Raw genomic sequence first — 19,150 nt, 5'->3', positions numbered from 1 at the left:
CTTAATGAGTATTGTCATATTTACTGCTTGTCTTAATTTTATATTTGGAACAAGCTAAAATAGGACTATACTCATTTTAGTGTTGTTAAGTTCAATTACTCAGTCCACTTTGCTTATGCATATATAAATATAATTTCTAAAGTAGAGCTTTTTATCTATTTATTTAATATTTCAGCAATAACCCTTGCCATGCATCTTGCTGTAACTTTTGCTTCTTCAATTGAATTTACATTAGATCCCATTTCAAAAAGTAAGCTTCCATCACTTTTACTTTGATTAAATGCATTTTTTCCTCTATTATAAGTTAAGATTTTTCTTGTTAATCCTGGAAATAGTTCTTCTGTCTTTTTAAATACTTGTTCTGTTAACTCTTTATTTTTATCATACCTTGTACTATTTTTAGCATTTACAAACATAATTTTAGCAGCTTCTGTCCCTTCAACTTTTGTAGTCATAGCACCTTTGTCAGGCACAGAATCTCTATGCAAATCTAATATAATTTTAAAATCTCCATATTTTTTTAGATACTTATCTACCGTTTCACTTGATCTTGAATAACTATCATTATATGAAACGCTATGATTTGTTTTATCATGTATTACTGAAATTCCATAGTTCTCTTCTAATTCTTTTGCTAATACATCTCCAACGCCAACTACATTTGCATTTTCATCAGTAGTATCAACTGAAGCCTCTGCATAATTTTCAGTTGTATGTGTATGATAAATTAAAATTTCAGGTTTAGATACATTTAGTTCCTTTTTTAAGGATGCATCATAAATCTTACTATTTAATGATTTTTCATTTGATGAAAATTTTAATATACTGTCTTCATTTACGCTAAATTGATTAAATGTTAATGTAGACTCATCATTTCTATCTATATTATTAAAAAAGCCAACTTCGCTTTTTAATATATTCTCATATGTTAACCCGTCCAAACCAACTGATTTTAATAAAACATTTTTTAAAGATAAGTTATTTTCCGCATAACTTTCTTCATTATAAACTTGTTCTTTTACTATTGGCATACCTAAGTTTAATAATTGAACATATGCATATCCACCTCTCTCATTACATTGCTTCAATACACTGCCAACCCTTAGAAAAAATATAAACACTATAATAATTAATAATATTAGTCCACTGTTAATTCTGGAAAGAAACTTAGTTCTTGCATTCTGTTGTTTAAAATTTTTTCTTCCTAATGTAAGTTTGTACAAGTTAACCCCCCCTTGCTTCTTTTATATTTATATTAATAAATTTACATAATTATTATCTTTATTTATAAAATTATTAATTTTATAAATAAAAAAAGTGGCTAAGCCACCCTTCAATGAACAATTTACAATTGACAGTGGACAATTGTGGTTGAAAGCCACTGGCTTTCTTAAAAAATATATATTTAGAAATCACGTTGTTATTTCATCCTAAATTGTCAATTGTTCATTGTACATTGTTAATTCAAAAATATATCCATAACCTTAAATTTCATGAGCCTTTCAAGCTTCAAAAATTCTATAATTTCCTATACTATAAAAAAGTGGCTAAGCCACTTTTAATTTAAAAACTTATTTATATCTTCCATTTCCATATCAGGTTGAAGCGCCATATTTACACCATTAGATATAATTTTAGATAATGCCTCAATAATCATATCTACCTCTTTTGGTGCTACTATTAATTCACCAACATTAGCAGATAAAACCTCTTTTATAAGAAGTTTCTTTTCTGATTTATCAATATCTTTTAACATATTATAAAATTCTTTTCCTGATGAAGATTTGCTTATTAATTCATCTATAACTAAATCTATTGAGTCACTAGCAATTGTAGCTGCATCAACAACTGTTGGTACACCTACTGCAATTACTTTTACACCTAAAGTTTTTTCACTTATTTCTTTTCGGTTATTTCCAACACCTGCACCTGGAGATATTCCCGTATCTGAAATTTGAATTGTTCTGTTAACTCTTTCTATACGTCTTGAAGCTAATGCATCTATGCAAACTACCACATCAGGTTTAACTTTATCAACTAAAGATTTTATAATTTCCCCAGTTTCAATGCCTGTTATACCTAATACACCTGGTGCTATAGCACATACAGGCCTTACGGAATCATCAATAGCCTCAGGCATAACAACTTGCAAATGTCTAGTTACCATTATTTTTTCTGCAACTTTAGGTCCTAAAGCATCTGGTGTTACTTGCCAATTTCCAAGACCAACTACTAGTGCTGTTTGCTTTTCCTCTAAATTAATAAGTCTTTTTAATATTTTTCCTAAAACCTTAGAAACATCATCCATTATTCCACCATCATAAACTGTAAATTCTGGAATATCCATTGTTATATAATTTCCTATAGGTTTACCCATTTTTTTAGCTCCATCTTCATTTTCTATCTTTACTGTAGTAAATTTTATATCCCCCTCTTTTTCTTCTTCTGCAATAACTCCATCAATTTCTCTATTATGTTTTTTTATATACATTTCCCTTGATTCAATTGCCAAATCTGTTCTAATATCCATTGTTACCTTACCTCCATATATCAAGTTATTCTTATTTTTAGCTAGATTTTTCTTATAAAAATCGCCTTTCTCTATCTGAACCTTAGAAGAACTTATCCACATGCAACCCATTGATTATCTCATATATTACAAAATAAGATTATTGTTAATGGTAGCAATCAGATAAATGCTTAATACTATTATTTTTCCTATATGTTTAAATTTAATACTTGAATTACATAACTTTCAATGTTATAATAAGGTTTGTTGAAATTAAACGTTGAGCAGATTTCCCCGAAAACTGCTTAGGCCCTATAAAACTTTAAGGGGGTGAATCAAGAATGGCAAACATAAAATCAGCAAAAAAGAGAATTAAAGTTACTGAAACTAAAACTTTAAACAATAGAATGATTAAATCAGCGTTAAAAACTGTAATTAAAAAGTTTGAAGCTGCTGTAGCTGGTAACAATGTTGAAGAAGCTAAAACTGCTTTCGTAGCAGTAACTAAGTCTTTAGATGTGGCTGCTTCAAAAGGTGTTGTTCACAAAAACATGGCTGCAAGAAAGAAATCTAGATTAGCTGCGAAATTAAACGCTATGGCGTAATCTAATAAACCCACCATTTTTGGTGGGTTATTTATTTTCTTATCTTTTTACTGTTAAAGTATTAATAAGTAACAATTCCATTTCCATAGTCTTATCTAGTCCACTAGATTTTAAATTATTTTCTGTATTAACACACAATTTAACAAGTTCACTTAATTGTTTTTCTGTAAATTTACTGCTTTGTGAAACTAATTTTTCACAAACAAACTGTGGTAATCTTAATTCTGTCATGAAATTATTTATCTTTTTCCCTTGTCTTAATCCAGTTTTTATATCATAAAGTTTGATAAAATGTCTTTGAATATTACTTATTATTAACATATGTTGATCTGATTTATATAAAATTTCCTTCATTACATCCATTGCACGTTCTATTTTTCTTTGTGCTATTAACTCAACTAAATCAAATACATCATCTTCTCCAGATGAAGATATTAACTTATCAATATCTTTTTTAGTTATTTCTCTTCCATCTGTATATGAAATCAATTTATCAATTTCTCTTTTTATTATATCAAAATTATTTTGCACTTTTTCTGCAAAATATATAAGTTCTATTTTCCCTATATTCTTTTTATTTATTTTAAATAAATCATTTATTTTCTTAATATAAGAGTCTCTTCTTAATTTATCACAATGTACAACTGGTATTAATTTATCTAATGAATTTAACTTTTTATTCTTATTAGGTTTTTCCCTTTTATCATTAAATAAATAATACATTATTAAAATAGTATACGGTGGCATGTCAGAAGCATATTTCAACATACTTTTATAAGTCTTATTGGATGCTTCATCACTTTTATCTTTCAAAAAATTAGCTCTGTATACAATGACAACTTTTTTATCACTCATCATTGGAAAAGTTTCACATGCATTCATAATTTCATCATAATTTGTTTTCATACCATCTATTCTTATTAAATTAAGATTATCTTTATCATTTCCTATAGTCCTATTAAGTATTGAGTTTATAGAATCCTTTATAAGCTCTTCATCTAATCCACAAAATATATATGAATTTTTTATATTTCCTTTTTCAATTTCTCTTTCAAAAACTTCATAATTAATCAAAGTAAAATCCGCCTTCCTATACTTCACATCTAAAATAGCACTTTACCTTTAAATAATATAATTTTATTTATATTATTATCGCTAAAATTTATTATATCATAATCCTTAGAATTAACTTTTGTATTATTAGTTTTAAGAATATAATTTTTATCATCAACCTTTAATACACAATTATTTTTATATTTTTTTATTTTAGCTTTATCACCTATATTTATAATTCCATTTTCTCTATATGTTTTTGTAGCAAAAGTCATATTTTTTAATTTTTTTATATCTATATTATTTTTATTTGTTACAAGTACTCTATCACCTTTATAAGTAATTAAAAAAGAACCTTCATTATAATAATGTATTTTAGGTAATGGACTATATAGTTCAATGGTTATTGCCACTATAAATAAAATAGGTAAATAAATAAATTTATATTGATTATTTTTTACAAAATATAAACTTATTAAAATGCTCATATAAAATATAGCTATATATTCATTACCATTGATTATAGGTAATGAATAATACTCTAATTTATCTAACGTCCAGTCAAACCATTTCAATATAACTAAATTAATATAACTGCAAAAATCAAATAAACTAGGTATAACATATGTAACTGGTAAAATATTGCCGCATATAACTATTAAATTAATAAACGGCATTAAAAATAAATTTCCCAATATAAAATTGATAGAAAAATCTTTGAACACTAAAACTAAATATGGAAAAGTAAAAATTTCAGCTGATAAACTAATACTTAAAGTATTTCTTAACACCTTAGGCAATTTATAAAACTTATAATTAAGTTTCTTATTATACAAAATTATTCCTAGTGTTGCTAAATATGATAAATGAAATGAGACTTCAAAAACAGCATAAGGTCTCATAAGTAAGAGTACTATTCCAGATATGCTTAATGCTGAGATAGAATTATTATTTCGTTTCAATAAGTGACTTAATTCCAATGTGCTCAGCATTAAAAATGCTCTAATACTTGAATAATTACTGCCAGTAAATAAAACATATATTATAGCAAATATCAAACCTAGCTTAATGCCTAAAAATCTTTTTAGAACACTATATACTATAGCAACATGTAATCCTGAAACACTAATTGCATGTATTATTCCAAAGCTTTTCATATACTCCTTATCTTCATCATCCAAACACTCTGAATAACCAAATGCAATAGATGAAATAAGTCCTGCCTTTCTTTTGCCAATATTTTCTTCTAGCATTTGATATACTTTATTTTTAATATTATACAGTTTACTTATAAAATCATCATCGCTTTTTTGTAAATTATTTATAAAAAGAGTTCCCACTATCCCCTTTTGTTTAATATCCTTATCTTTTAATGTTCCTTTTACATTAAATTTATCGCCTTGAGTTAACTCATCTTTTAAATTTTCTATTATAATTTTTTTACCATTATAACATCCTATTGTTTCATATGAATTATTCTTTAATATTCTTACTTGTGCATCTACATTGGAATTAATATTGTAATATGAAAAATTAATAAATAATCCAATTGCAAAAATTAAGCTAATTATAAATATAAAGTTAATTCCACAATAATAAAAAACACATATAAAAAAAAAGCCAACAATAAAAATTGTAAGCTTCTTAAAATCAGAAAACAATCCAAAAGTAATTGAACTCAATATTAGCGTTATAAAAATATATACTATTGGATTGGCTATTTCTTCAATTCTTTTTGTGTTCAAATAGCTCACCTCATTAATGAGTTTTGCCACTTTTTAAATAAAATTTCAAACACAAGTAAAAATACTACTATTATAGCTGAAATAATCATGCAGTTATTTGTTATAACTACTTGTTTTAACATAAATGTTGCTCCTAATGATGCTATTGCTAAAACTAAAGATATTATCATTAATTTTCTTTCTATTGATGAGCCCCTTAGGCTTATATTGCTATTAAATGCAGTAAATACAATTCCGCCTAAAGACATTGTTAACAATGAAATTAAGTATCTACTATTATCTTTTAATATATATGTTGATATTAATGTTATTGCACTTAATAACATTGATCTACCTATCACTTCTTTCCTGCTTATATCCATTCCATCTTTCAACAATAAAATTAATGCAAGTGGTACACTTAAAATTATATTTATAAATAATATATTAAAAATATCTAATGATTCCGATATTCCAACCATTGAAGACAATAATAAAGTTATTATTTGTGTTAAAACCAATGTATAAATACCTTTAAATGTTCTATTAATATTATGATTTAATTTTGTTGCATAATCTTTTATCTTAAAAAATCCATCTAAATAATTCTCTTTTATATAAACATCGGATATTTTCTTAACTAATAAAGAAGGTTCTCCTTTAGCTATACCAACATTAGATAAATTTAAACTTGGTAAATCCCCCAAATTTTCTCCTGTTGCTGATACTTTATATCCATCTTTATTAAATAGAGCTATTATTTGAGACTTTATTTCAGGATTTATTCTGGAAAATACTCTTACTTTATTTAATAAATCTTTTAATTCTTTAGAACTTAATGTATTTAATTCTATTCCTGATACAACTTGTTCATTTTTATATATAAGTCGTGCTTTTTTTGCTGTTGTGATAGCACTGATTTTATTTTCTTCTGTAAATAGAATTGGAATTATACCATTATCCTTTATTTTATTAACTCTTTCTTCAATATCTTCTTTAAGTGGATTTTCTAAAGCAATAATACCCACAAAAACCATATTACTTTCTATATTTTCATCCGTTGATGGTTGATAACTAAAATTTCTATATGCAAAGGCTTCCGTTATTAAACCTTCTGCTGAAAATTTTATATCAATTTCTTTTATTTTAGATTTTTCTTCATCAGTAAGTTCTTTTTCTACTCCATCTACCATAATATGAGTACATCTTTCTAATACCGAATCTAAATTACCACGTGAATTAGCTCTATACCATCTTTTTATTCTATTCAAAACTGTTATCATTTTTTTATCAAAATCCATAGGTATTTCAATAATTCTAAGATTTTGATTATCTAAAATTGATTTATATACTTTCTTTTTAGACGCATATTCTAAATATGCTATCTCAGCTAAGTCACCTGAACCATTATTATTTTCAACATTATAAATAGAATTATTACATAATAACGATATATCTAATATTCTCGTAATATTTATATCCTTAGAATATTCGACATTCTCAGATAAAGATATTTCATTATTAGTAAATATTTTTTTTACTATCATTTTTTCTTGAGTTATTGCTCCAATTTTATCTAAACACATTATATTAATATTATTTATTAAATCAAAAGTAGAAAAATTTATAATATTAATATCTTGTTTTAAAAATAATTCAGAAATATATTTAACAGCTAGTGCTATAATTAAAAAAACTGGTAAACATCCAATTATAAAAAATCCAGTATATAAATCACTTATGTCTTGTTTTACTAAATTAATACTTATCATTCCGCATATTAATATTAGGAAACTATACAACAGATACTTTCCCCATTGTTTTTGTATTTTGTTTAATAGGGTGTTCTTTCTATTGCTTGCATATGTAAGCATTGCTAAAAGTCTTCCAAGTTGAGTAGAATTCCCTATTGAAATTACTATACCTTCCCCATTACCTTCTTTTATTACAGAACCTTTAAAAAGTATATTGTTCATTTCACTAAGTGAATTTATTCCACCGCTTATTTTACTTTCGAATTTCTCTTTAAAAAATGTCTCCCCAGTAATATTTTTTTCATCTACTTTTATATTATTAGCTTTTATTATTCTTATATCAGCAGGAATCAAGGAATCTTTTTTAAAAATTACTATATCACCTATTAATATATCTTCTGCTTTTATTATTTGTTGTAGACCATCTCTTACTACAGTAGCCGTAGCAAAGTTCAACTTTTCTAAAAAGCCAATTTCTTTATCTTTTCTAATGTTATAAAACATAAGTGCTGCAGTATTTATAATTAAAAATCCTAATATAATAAATTTATAATTATTAAAATTCAATACAAATAATAAAATTGTAAGTATTAAATATATTAATATATGTACTTGTTTAAATATACTTAGTATATTCTTAGATACTCTATTCCCACTTGGTAATTCTATCTTATTGCTTCCATACTTTTCTTTTCTTACTACACACTCACTACTATTAAGTCCTTTTTGTATATTACCGTCTAACATTTCAACAACTTGAAGCCATGTACTTTTACAATATTTGTCCAAAAAATCCCCCCACCTAACTAATAATTAAATAAATAATAAACCAGCCTATAAACTGGATTATTATTTATTAATTATAGTATAAATGTTAGTAGATTAAAAATAAAGTTAAAAATCTACTCTTTTGTTTTAGGGTTGAATATTAAAGCCATTAGATAACCAAAGAAAATAGCAGCAGTTATCCCTCCAGCAGCACCTTTAATACCTCCAGTAAAGGCTCCTAGTAGTCCTATTTCTTTTACTTCTTTTATTGCAGCTTTAGCTAATAAATTTCCAAATCCAGGTAAAGGTACAGTAGCTCCTGCACCTCCTATTGCAACAATTTTATCATATATTCCAAAAGCACCTAATATTGCTCCAATTGTAACAAATAAAACTAATATTCTACCTGGTGTTAACTTTGTTGTATCCATTAATATTTGTGCTATTATACATATAATTCCTCCAGTTATAAAAGCACTTAAATAATCCATATATATACCCTCCTTTCAAAACTTATTTCATTTCTATTGCAACTGCATGTGCTATACCTGGTATACTCTCTCCTTGAAGAGATGAAGTTGGACTCATTAAAGCTCCTGTAGATACTAAGAGTACATTCTTTATTTCTTTTCTCATTAATTTTTTATAAAATTCTCCTGCAAATACAACTGCTGAACATCCACATCCACTTCCTCCTGCAGCAGTTTTTTGTTGTTCATTATTAAAAATTGCTTCTCCACAATCAATATGATTAGATCTTATATCAAAACCATATTCCGATATTAATTTGTCTGCTAACTCTTTTCCTACACTCCCTAAATCACCTGTTGCTATAACATCGTAAAATTCTGGTTTTCTTCCTGTATCATTAAAATGACTTACTAATGTATCTACAGCTGCTGGAGCCATTGCAGCTCCCATATTATTAGGATCTTTTTGACCATAGTCTTTTACTTTTCCAGTAGTTACATAAGTTACCTCTGGGAATTTTCCTTCATGCCCCAATACTAGTGCACCTGAACCTGTTACAGTCCATTGACAAGTAGCACATCTTTGGCATCCATATTCTAGAGGAAATCTAAATTGTCTTTCAGCTGAACTAAAATGAGATGACGTTGCAGCTACTACATGATCTGCACATCCAGAGTCCATTATTATAGAGGCTAAACTTAATGATTCTGTCATAGTAGAACATGCTCCATATAATCCAAAAAAAGGTATATCAAATTTTCTTGCTGCAAAACTCGAAGATATTATTTGATTTAATAAATCTCCAGCAAAAAGATAATCTATATTACATTCCTGTAAATTAGCTCTTGACAAAGCCTCTGTTATAGCTGTAAACATCATTTCACTTTCAGCTTTTTCAAAACTATCTTTGCCACAAGTATCATCATTTAATATTTGATCAAAATACTCCTTTAAAGGTCCTTCACCCTCTTTAGGTCCTACTATGGAGTAAGCAGAAATTATTTTAGGTGGATTTGTTAATTTAACTGTTTGAGATCCTATTTTCTTACTATCTATTTTCATATTTACACCTACCTCAATTAACAAACTACAGTAATTAATCTTAATATCTAATTAATATAAAAAAACAAAGTGGTTGTTCCACACTTTTTTAGTTGAGAGTGGAGAGATTAAAGTTAAAAGTTTTGGTAGAAAGTCATAAAGACTTTCCAAAATATATGTTTTTTAAATTCCAATATAGAATTTTCTCCTTCACTCTACACTTTCCACTCTCAATTCTCAACTAATATTTACTCATAAATCTAGATTTTATCAACTTTTATAACTATAAATTTATATAATAACTTTTTATTTTAAAAAATAGACATTATATAATACACAATACCTATAATTACAGACGTTCCTATACCATATACAAGAACTGGACCTGCAATTGTAAACATTTTGGATGCTACTCCAAAAACAAAACCTTCTTTTTTAAATTCTATAGCTGGAGATACAATTGCATTTGAAAAGCCTGTTATTGGTACTACTGTTCCTGCACCTCCAAATTGTGCTATCTTATCATATATCCCTACACCTGTTAATAATGCACCAAAGAAAATCATAGCTATAGAAACAATTGTTTTTACTTCATCTTCTGGCAAACCTAAAGTTGCTATATAATTATTTATAAATTGTCCTATAGTACAAATTATTCCTCCAACAAAAAAAGCCTTAGCACAATCTTGAAGTATTTTAGGTTTTGGTTCAACCTGTTTAGCCATCTTTTCGTATTTTTGTTTTATAATTGCTTCATTTCTTTTTTTCAATATTTATCACTTTGCTACTTATAAATATAAACTTGTAGCATTCTCCTTTCTTTTTTATTTTTATATATCCATACATAAGTATTATTTGTAAATTTAGAAAATTTAATTATGTTAATTTGTTCCTTATTATCATTCGCCTAAAACTATTGTATATATACCCCTTAAATATAATTTATTTCAATTTTAAACCACACAATTTTCAAAACAAAATTACTGATATAATTTCCTAAAGAAAATAAAAAAACAGATGATTGTCTCATCTGTTTTTTGATATTTTTTATAAAAATCACCATTTTAATTTCTATTCTTCTAATTTCTCTCGCATTTTTAAAAGTACCTTTTTTTCAATTCTTGATACTTGAACTTGACTTATACCAAGCAATTTAGCTACTTGGACTTGTGTCTTATCTTTAAAATATCTTAATACTATAATCTGTCTGGCTTTTTCATCTAGACTTCTTAACGCCTCTTTTAGTGCTATTTTATTTATCATTCCAATATCATCTTCACCTTTTTCACTTAACTTATCTATAAGCAATACAGGTGCTCCATCATCTTGATGAATTGTATCATAAAGATATTGTAGACTGTTAGCTGATTCTATAGCAAATATTATTTCTTCTTTATCTACTCCAGAATATTCTGCAAGTTCATCTATAGTAGGACTACGATTTAATTTTTTAGTTAATTCCTCTTTTGTAAAGTGTATACGCTTTGCTAAGCTTTTCACATTACGACTGACTTTTATCATCCCATCGTCTCTTAAAAATCTTTTTATCTCTCCAATGATCATAGGTACTGCATAAGTTGAAAATTTAACATTGTAACTTAAATCAAAATTATTTATGGCCTTTACTAGTCCAATAGATCCTATTTGAAATATGTCCTCATAGTCATATCCTCTATTTAAAAATTTCTTACTTATAGAAGCTACTAGTGGTAAATTCATCTCTATTAATCTATTCATAGCTTCAGAATCACCGTCTTTAGCTAAAGGTAATAATTGTGAATTATCATTATAATTATATTCCTCTCTATTAAAATTCTCTGTTCCCATATTTTTCCCCTAACTTAATATGTTAAATTTTTTCTTCATTCTAACCCTTGTACCCTTTTCCTTTTCACTTTCAACTAATAACCCATCCATAAATGTTTCCATAACAGTAAAACCCATTCCTGATCTCTCCAAATCAGGACGTGATGTATATAATGGCTCCATCACTTTCGGTATATCTTCAATACCTTTTCCATGATCCATAATCTCAATGGTAACTTCTCCATCACGAATTTCAACTTCAATTTTAATAATTCCATCTTCCTTATTTTCATATCCGTGTATTATAGAATTAGTTACTGCTTCTGATACTGCTGTTTTCACATCACTTATCTCATCTATAGTTGGATCTAATTGAGCGATAAATGCAGCTACAGCTACTCTTGCAAAAGCTTCATTTTGAGATTTACTTACAAACTCCAAATTCATTTTATTTTCATACACAATAAATCCCTCCATCTTAAATGCATCTTACTGCCTCATCTACAGTTTCATAATGTTTAATTATTTTATATAATCCTGTTAATTCAAATACTTTATTTACGCTTTCCTTTATATTGCAAATACAGAGAGCGCCACCTTTACTATTAAGTTTTTTATTTCTTGCAACAACTACTCCAATTCCAGAACTGTCCATAAAACTCACTCCAGAAAAGTTTAAAATTAATTTTTGTATATTATCTCTATCGATTCTATCGTCAATTCTAACTCTAACTTCTTCTGCACTATGATGATCTAACTCCCCAATCATAGTGACTATTAAAATTTCATCATACTTATCAAATTTTAAATCCATATAAAAATACTCTAAAATTTTTCTTAGAGTAATTCACCTCCTTAGTTTTCTTTACCATATTTTAACATACTATTTTATGCACCGTCAATTTGTTTTATTACATTTTCTTCTATTTATTCAATTTTATATAATAAAAATGAAATATCTCAATGACATTTTAATCAAAAGTGTAAAGATTATAGTTAAGAGCTAAAGTGCTTTGCTAAAACATAACGAAAAAATAAGTACTAAGCTTATTTTTTTAACTTAGTACTTATTTTTTTACTTCTTCTTTTTACTTGGTTTATATTTGGCTATCTCTTCTTCTATAATCTTAAAAAATGTCTTAACAGTTTCACCTTCATTTAGTATAAGAACTTCTATTGCATCTTCAAGGACATCCATTGTATAAATATGAAAATCACCATTACTAATACTCTCTTCCACTTCTTTTTCTAAGATTAGTTCATCTTTATTCATACTAGGAATCAATACACCTTTGCCACTAATATTATCTATAGTCTTACATACAGTATAAAAGCCTTCAATCTTTTCATTAACCATTCCTATTGGTTGTACTTCTCCAAATTGATTTATTGATCCTGTTACTGCAATATTTTGTTTTATCGGTCTTTTACTAATGGCTGAAAGCATGCATATTATTTCTGCAACAGAAGCACTATCACCTTCAACTAGTGAATACGTTTGTTCAAAACTCAACTGAAAATCTACTGGTAAGCTTTCATAAGGACTCAATAAAGTATTTATTAAACCTCTTAAAATTACAATAGATTTTTCATGAATATTTCCACTTAATTTGCATTCATTATGAACATCAATTATTCTACCACTGCCTTGAAATGCTAAACAAGTTATTCTCATAGGTCTTCCCAAGCTAAATAAACTTGTGCCAATAACCGCTAATCCATTAATAGATCCAACCTTTTCACCTTTAATAGCTATTAATATTTTATTATTCTTATAACTTTCTAGCATCTCTTCTTTAATATCTTTATCATCACAATGATAGCTACTAATAACATCATCTCTAATTACAGAGAATCTCCCCTCACTATTTGCTTTATCATTAGCTAGATATAATATTCTATCAATATAGTAATTATCCACAGAAATCTTATTTCTATCCCCTATAATTCTAGATAAATATTTAAAAATTTCTTCTATTGATTCTTGATCCATATCTAAAAGATTTTCATTTTTTACTTTATTTTTTATATAATTTGCAACTAAACTTCTTGATGCATCATTACATTTCAATTGATTTTCCATTTCAACTTTAAATGGGAATATTCTTTTAAATTCTTCGTCTTTCTCGTGAAGTATACTAAATGCCTCATAATCACCTATTAAAATAACTTTCACATTAATTGGTATAGACTCAGGTTTTAAGCCTTCTAAAGATAGAACATCTAAATAATTTTTTGTATAACTATAGTCTATTTTTCCAAGCATTAGTATTTTCTTTAAATAATAATAACTATACCCACTAGATAGTAATGAATTAAGATTTAAAATTAAACAACCTTCATTAGCTTTTAATAAGCTTCCAGGATGTATTAACTCTATGTCTGGCAAATATCCTCCATTACTATTCTTATATTCAATATTTCCAATCAAATTATTTATTGTGGGATCTTCTTCAAAAATAACTCTTGGATGTGGTATATTTTTATTATCCACAAGAACTCTAACTTCAAATTTTGTGAAAATATCATCTATATATTGCTGATCCTCTTCTAGACTTACTGTATAGCATTCAACTATCTGCTCTTCAATCCAATCAAACATTTGAGAAAGATACATACAAGTAAATTTATCAGTTACAAATTCAAATAATAAATCTTCCTTCATTTCTTTCATTTCTTCTTTAAGATATTTTTCATAAATAACTCTTAATTCATTAATTGATTTAATTTCAAGTGCAGTTAGCTTATCTAGTACAACTTGTGCTTCCTTTTTCAATTCTGATACTTGTTCCTTGATTACCCCCTGTTCGTCATTTTCCAATTCATCATACTCATCTTCTGTCATCTCATTTCCTTGAGATTTTAATGGAATAAATACAAAACCACCATTTGTTGCTTTTACCTCAAAATTATTTTCCTTTGCTTTTTTCATTAAATTAGAAATACACTCATTCCTTTGTTCCTTGGTTTCTTCAAGTAACTCCTCTTTTTCCTTATCAGATGAGCCATTATAAAATTCTATTACACAATCAAAATATTGATTCTTTATATCGTCAATTTGTTCTTTTAACAGTGTTCCTTTTCCACTTGGCAAAAATAAAACTTTTGGATTTAATATATCTTCAGTAGTAACATAGCATATATCTTTAGGTGCACTTTCCTCTTCGTATATCTTTGAAATATAATCCATCAAGTCAGTTAATTTATTCATTGCAAATGAATCAATATAATATAAGTTGTATCCATTTTTCTTAATTTTTAAAGCTCTTTTTATATCATTTAATCTTGAAGTAACTTCTGGTAATTCTGCAAGACGTTCTTTCTCAGATAATTCTTTAAAAGAACATTTAAATATAACTTCACTTGGAGTTAATTCATTTTTCATAAACCATATCCACTTCGAAGTTTTTTTCTATAACTTAAACTGTGATTAAATCTTCAAAAGTAGTTTCCTCCTTAAATTAGTAGTATATTAATATTAATATTCTTCAACTGAAAAAATAGAGATAGTTTTTTATTTTTTCTCCATATTTTAATATATTATTTACTACTAATTTTTTATAATTAAGCTAAAACTTCATTAAAAACTCCTTGATTTTTACTTATTAAGAACGAATATGTACTAAATGCTAATAATTCGTCCAAATATTTTATATTTTCCTCTTCCATACTCATAAATACAATAACTAAAGCAAGTATATTTCTAAATCCTTTATCTATATAAAATTCATATTCAAGTTCTTCATTACATAAATATTCTACAACTTCTTTCATTCTTCTTATGATTTCATGTACATCTTGTTTTTTTACCAAAACTCCTAGTACACTCAAAAATTGATTACTTATCTTGAAATCATTTTTTTCTAAGGATTTTAACAGTTCTTCAGCCTTGCAGGTTGCATCTTCATAACCATTTAACAGTATTGTATTAGTCAATCCTTGTACGCTATTATTAGAGAATAAATCCAAATGTAAAACATAATTAAAAACTTGTTCCATATATTCAGTTATAGAATTAAATTCATTACAATTTATTGCTAATAGAGTACAGAATAAATAATCATCCTCTTTTGTTACGTTTCCATATTTAGATTTTATTATTTTAAATATTTCTTTAGTTTTATAAATTATATCTTGCCTATTTTCTTTATCTACATATTTTACTATTGAATATGCCGATAAAACTAAATAGCCACAATCTTTTAAATTTTCTTCCAATAATGACTCAAATACACCAATTATTTCATCAATTAAATCTGTTTTATCTTTTTTATCATTCATCACTGATATTAAAAATGATAATATATATAGCATATCCCCTCTAAACGAAGACATTCTAGACGTTTTATCTTTAATAAATTTTCTTATATATTTAATTTCATCAAATTTAATTTCTTTATTATAATATCCATTAAGTAAAGAAGAAAAATGATTAATATAATCTCCATCATATCTTAATGTTTCTTTAGCATTAAGATAGTTATTCACTGTAGTATCACAAACTATTCTGGTATTCGTATCTATTATGATCTCCCCCTAGTTTTTTACTAATCTATTAATTACTTTCTTTATTTAATTATATAATGTCTTTATGACATATTTGTGTCTAAATTTATTATTTAATTATTAATAAATAACATCTTTCTTAATTATATATATGAATTAGTAAGTTTTTAGGGTATGTCTAATAGTATTAATTAGTTTATTATATCTATCTAATTTTGCTTCTTATTTCATTAATAGTTGAACTTATTGAATCTAGTGTATTTAACTTTTCAGTAAGTTGTTTTATTATATCTTGATAGTTTTTTTCTCTCTCCTCTTGTCTTAAGTCTCTATTTTCTTGTGCTTTTAATATATAAACTATAAGAACACAACTTAAAATTGTCCAAACTCCTTGAGTTGCAGCTATTTTTATTAATTGATCAAACATAAATTGCCTCCCTATATAATATATTCTTTAAAAATTTCAAAGCTTGTCTTTTAGATTTATTTACTGCTTGTCTTGATATTTTTAATCTTTCTGCAATTTCCTTATCTGATAACTGTAAATAAAACTTTAAAAAAATTATTTTCTTTTGTTTAGGCTTTAATAATGAAATCAAATCCTTAAATATTACATTTGAGTATTCATCATTGTTAATATTTTTGTCTAGTACATTTAAAAGTTCTTCATCGGAATTATAAGTTATAAAGGTTCTATACGAATTTATTTTATAATATAAATTTATTGATTTATTCTTAATGCATCTTCTCATATACTTTAATATTTCTTCATCATCATTAAACTTTTTCAAATCCAATTGTAATGCAAGTTCATATAAATATATAATCAAATCTGTAGATGCTTCTGGATATTTTAACTTATAACTCAAATAATTAATTTTAGAATTAAAATCAGACACTATATCCATAAAATTATTAGATTGTTCTTGAAATAATTTCATTTTTTTTAATAAATCTGTAGTAGGCATACGATCACTCCTTAAGTTGCTTTAACTCCATAACAAGAGCTTTATATACCTACTAAAAGTAAAAATATAAAAAAAATGTAAACCTATTTTTTTCAATTTATGTATTTTTATTCAAACAAAATTCTACAAAAACAAATATAATAGTTCTATATTTGATAAATATTATTATGAAAATTATAATTTATCCTCCTAAATATTCCATCATAATCCAATAATTGTTACTCAAACTTTACAATTACCAACATAAATAGTTATTAAAGCAAATAAAACTCAATGCTTTTAAATGTTTTAATTTAGAATAATCAATTTAGGCGCATGAAAATAAATAACAATATTATGTTTAATAGCTATTTTAATTTCATCATGTAAATTTTCAAAACTAAAAAAAAGCAGCATATAACTTTGTATAAAAACAAACTTATATACTGCCATCTCTATTTTTATTAATCCCTTATTATATTTAAATTTTCACCATTTAATATTTTCTTCATTGTCCTCATGGAACACATTTTACCACACATAGTACATGTTTCTTCATCATGTGGTTTTGACTCTTCTCTATATTTTTTAGGTTTTGTTGAATCCATAGCGAGTTCCATCATCTTTTCCCAATTAAGCTCTGCTCTTTCCTTACTCATCTTATCATCCCAAACTTTAGCTCTTGGTATTCCTTTAGCTATATCTGCTGCATGAGCTGCTATCTTAGTTGCAATAATACCTTCTTTCATATCATCTAAATTAGGTAATCTTAAATGTTCCGCTGGTGTTACATAACATAAAAAATCAGCTCCATAAGTTGCCGCAATAGCCCCACCTATTGCAGATGTTATATGATCATAGCCTGGTGCTACATCTGTAACCAATGGTCCTAGCACATAAAATGGTGCTCCATGACATAGCTTCTTTTCAAGAATCATATTAGCTTCAATTTCATTTAAAGGCATATGTCCTGGACCTTCTATTATTATTTGAACATTTTTTGCCCATGCTCTTTTTGTTAATTCCCCCATTGTTATTAATTCTTTAATTTGAGATGCATCCGTAGCATCATTTATTGACCCTGGTCTACACGCATCTCCTAATGAAATTGTAATATCATATTTAGCACATATATCTAGTAATCTATCAAAATGCTCATAAAATGGATTTTCCTTATTATTTAATTCCATCCATGCAAATAATAAAGAACCACCTCTTGAAACTATATTAGTTAACCTTTTATTTCTTTTTACAGTTTCTATGGCTTCCTTATTTAACCCTGCATGAATTGTTATAAAGTCAACTCCATCTTGTCCATGTTTTTCTACTACTCTAAAAAATTCATCTACAGTTATATCCTTTAATTCCTTATCATAAAATCCTAATGCATCATATATTGGAACTGTTCCTATCATAGCTGGTGACATATCAATTATTTTTTTTCTTAACCCTTCAGTTTTTCCATAATTAGAAAGATCCATGATAGCTTCTGCTTTCATTTCAATTGCTGTACGAACCTTTTCTAATTCCATCTCAAAATTTTGACAATCCTTTGAAATACCTAAATTAACATTTATTTTAGTTCTTAATCCTTGTCCAACGCCCTCTGCACTTAAACTCTTATGATTTTTATTAGCAGGTATTGCAATTTTACCTTGTGCTACTAACTCCCTCAAATCCTCTACATTAATATTTTCTTTTTTTGCTACTAAATTCATTTCATCAGTAATAATTCCTTTTTTAGCAGCATCCATTTGTGTTGTATAACTCATAAAAAAAAATCCTCCCTTATTATAAAAATTAGATAATTTTTCTAAGGGGGATAACCTAAATAAATAACAACCTGTCTTTTCTAATCACAATATATTATATATAAATTTCATTTCTTTAAAACATAGCATTCTAGGAATTATACTCAGATTTAAAATTTTTATAAATTCCTAAAGAAGAACAAAATCGCTAAGGC

The 19,150-nt window shown here is 26.3% G+C and carries 17 protein-coding genes; 1 reads left to right on the top strand and 16 read right to left on the bottom strand.

Annotated elements, in window-relative coordinates:
* Positions 1–155: 155 nt before the first annotated feature.
* Together NG904_RS15470 and gpr are read right to left on the bottom strand one after the other, a co-directional pair.
* Positions 156–1,223, bottom strand: coding sequence for a stage II sporulation protein P (locus NG904_RS15470; protein ID WP_252232539.1), 1,068 nt, complete (start codon positions 1,221–1,223; stop codon positions 156–158).
* 335 nt (positions 1,224–1,558) lie between these two features.
* A complete protein-coding gene (gene gpr / locus NG904_RS15465) occupies positions 1,559–2,530 on the bottom strand; it encodes a GPR endopeptidase (protein ID WP_252232542.1) in 972 nt (323 codons plus the stop codon).
* Between the two features lie 320 nt (positions 2,531–2,850).
* Here gpr and rpsT point away from each other — a divergent pair, with 320 nt between their 5' ends.
* A complete protein-coding gene (gene rpsT, locus NG904_RS15460) occupies positions 2,851–3,114 on the top strand; it encodes a 30S ribosomal protein S20 (protein WP_252212609.1) in 264 nt (87 codons plus the stop codon).
* Between the two features lie 39 nt (positions 3,115–3,153).
* On the opposite strand, the gene holA is transcribed toward rpsT, so the two are convergent.
* The 14 genes from holA to thiC all read right to left on the bottom strand — a co-directional run bounded on the left by holA (position 3,154) and on the right by thiC (position 18,956).
* Positions 3,154–4,188 carry a DNA polymerase III subunit delta gene (gene holA / locus NG904_RS15455; RefSeq protein WP_252232536.1) on the bottom strand — a complete coding sequence of 345 codons (1,035 nt, stop codon included), beginning with the start codon at positions 4,186–4,188 and terminating at the stop codon, positions 3,154–3,156.
* Positions 4,189–4,217: 29 nt separating this feature from the next.
* Entirely contained in the window at positions 4,218–5,912 is a 1,695-nt protein-coding gene (locus tag NG904_RS15450; protein ID WP_252232534.1) for a ComEC/Rec2 family competence protein, read from the bottom strand.
* A gap of 5 nt (positions 5,913–5,917) precedes the next feature.
* Positions 5,918–8,434, bottom strand: a complete 2,517-nt coding sequence (locus NG904_RS15445) for a P-type ATPase actuator domain-containing protein (RefSeq protein WP_252232532.1) — start codon at positions 8,432–8,434, stop codon at positions 5,918–5,920.
* Between the two features lie 113 nt (positions 8,435–8,547).
* A complete protein-coding gene (gene spoVAE / locus NG904_RS15440; RefSeq protein ID WP_252212613.1) occupies positions 8,548–8,904 on the bottom strand; it encodes a stage V sporulation protein AE in 357 nt (118 codons plus the stop codon).
* 22 nt (positions 8,905–8,926) lie between these two features.
* Positions 8,927–9,946 carry a stage V sporulation protein AD gene (spoVAD, locus tag NG904_RS15435; RefSeq protein ID WP_252212614.1) on the bottom strand — a complete coding sequence of 340 codons (1,020 nt, stop codon included), beginning with the start codon at positions 9,944–9,946 and terminating at the stop codon, positions 8,927–8,929.
* A 290-nt stretch (positions 9,947–10,236) separates the two neighbouring features.
* Entirely contained in the window at positions 10,237–10,695 is a 459-nt protein-coding gene (gene spoVAC / locus NG904_RS15430; RefSeq protein WP_286674366.1) for a stage V sporulation protein AC, read from the bottom strand.
* A 301-nt stretch (positions 10,696–10,996) separates the two neighbouring features.
* On the bottom strand, positions 10,997–11,752 hold the full coding sequence (gene sigF / locus NG904_RS15425; protein ID WP_252212615.1) for an RNA polymerase sporulation sigma factor SigF: 756 nt from the start codon (positions 11,750–11,752) through the stop codon (positions 10,997–10,999).
* 9 nt (positions 11,753–11,761) lie between these two features.
* On the bottom strand, positions 11,762–12,193 hold the full coding sequence (gene spoIIAB / locus NG904_RS15420) for an anti-sigma F factor (RefSeq protein WP_252232530.1): 432 nt from the start codon (positions 12,191–12,193) through the stop codon (positions 11,762–11,764).
* A gap of 16 nt (positions 12,194–12,209) precedes the next feature.
* On the bottom strand, positions 12,210–12,545 hold the full coding sequence (gene spoIIAA / locus NG904_RS15415) for an anti-sigma F factor antagonist (protein WP_252212617.1): 336 nt from the start codon (positions 12,543–12,545) through the stop codon (positions 12,210–12,212).
* Positions 12,546–12,806: 261 nt separating this feature from the next.
* Positions 12,807–15,116 carry an AAA family ATPase gene (locus NG904_RS15410; RefSeq protein ID WP_252232528.1) on the bottom strand — a complete coding sequence of 770 codons (2,310 nt, stop codon included), beginning with the start codon at positions 15,114–15,116 and terminating at the stop codon, positions 12,807–12,809.
* 179 nt (positions 15,117–15,295) lie between these two features.
* A complete protein-coding gene (locus NG904_RS15405; protein WP_252232526.1) occupies positions 15,296–16,219 on the bottom strand; it encodes a DUF4003 family protein in 924 nt (307 codons plus the stop codon).
* A gap of 223 nt (positions 16,220–16,442) precedes the next feature.
* Positions 16,443–16,664 carry a BhlA/UviB family holin-like peptide gene (locus NG904_RS15400; protein WP_252212620.1) on the bottom strand — a complete coding sequence of 74 codons (222 nt, stop codon included), beginning with the start codon at positions 16,662–16,664 and terminating at the stop codon, positions 16,443–16,445.
* Positions 16,657–17,205 carry a sigma-70 family RNA polymerase sigma factor gene (locus NG904_RS15395; RefSeq protein ID WP_252232525.1) on the bottom strand — a complete coding sequence of 183 codons (549 nt, stop codon included), beginning with the start codon at positions 17,203–17,205 and terminating at the stop codon, positions 16,657–16,659. The genes NG904_RS15400 and NG904_RS15395 overlap by 8 nt, the downstream gene beginning before the upstream one ends.
* 443 nt (positions 17,206–17,648) lie before the next feature.
* Positions 17,649–18,956 carry a phosphomethylpyrimidine synthase ThiC gene (gene thiC / locus NG904_RS15390; protein ID WP_252226203.1) on the bottom strand — a complete coding sequence of 436 codons (1,308 nt, stop codon included), beginning with the start codon at positions 18,954–18,956 and terminating at the stop codon, positions 17,649–17,651.
* Positions 18,957–19,150: the final 194 nt, after the last annotated feature.

It is taken from the genome of Clostridium sp. ZBS15 (genome assembly GCF_023845705.1).
Classification (GTDB): Bacteria; Bacillota; Clostridia; order Clostridiales; family Clostridiaceae; genus Clostridium; species Clostridium aquiflavi.
The sequence above is the reverse complement of the archived record's forward strand: the minus strand, read 5'-3'. Positions and strand labels throughout refer to the sequence as shown.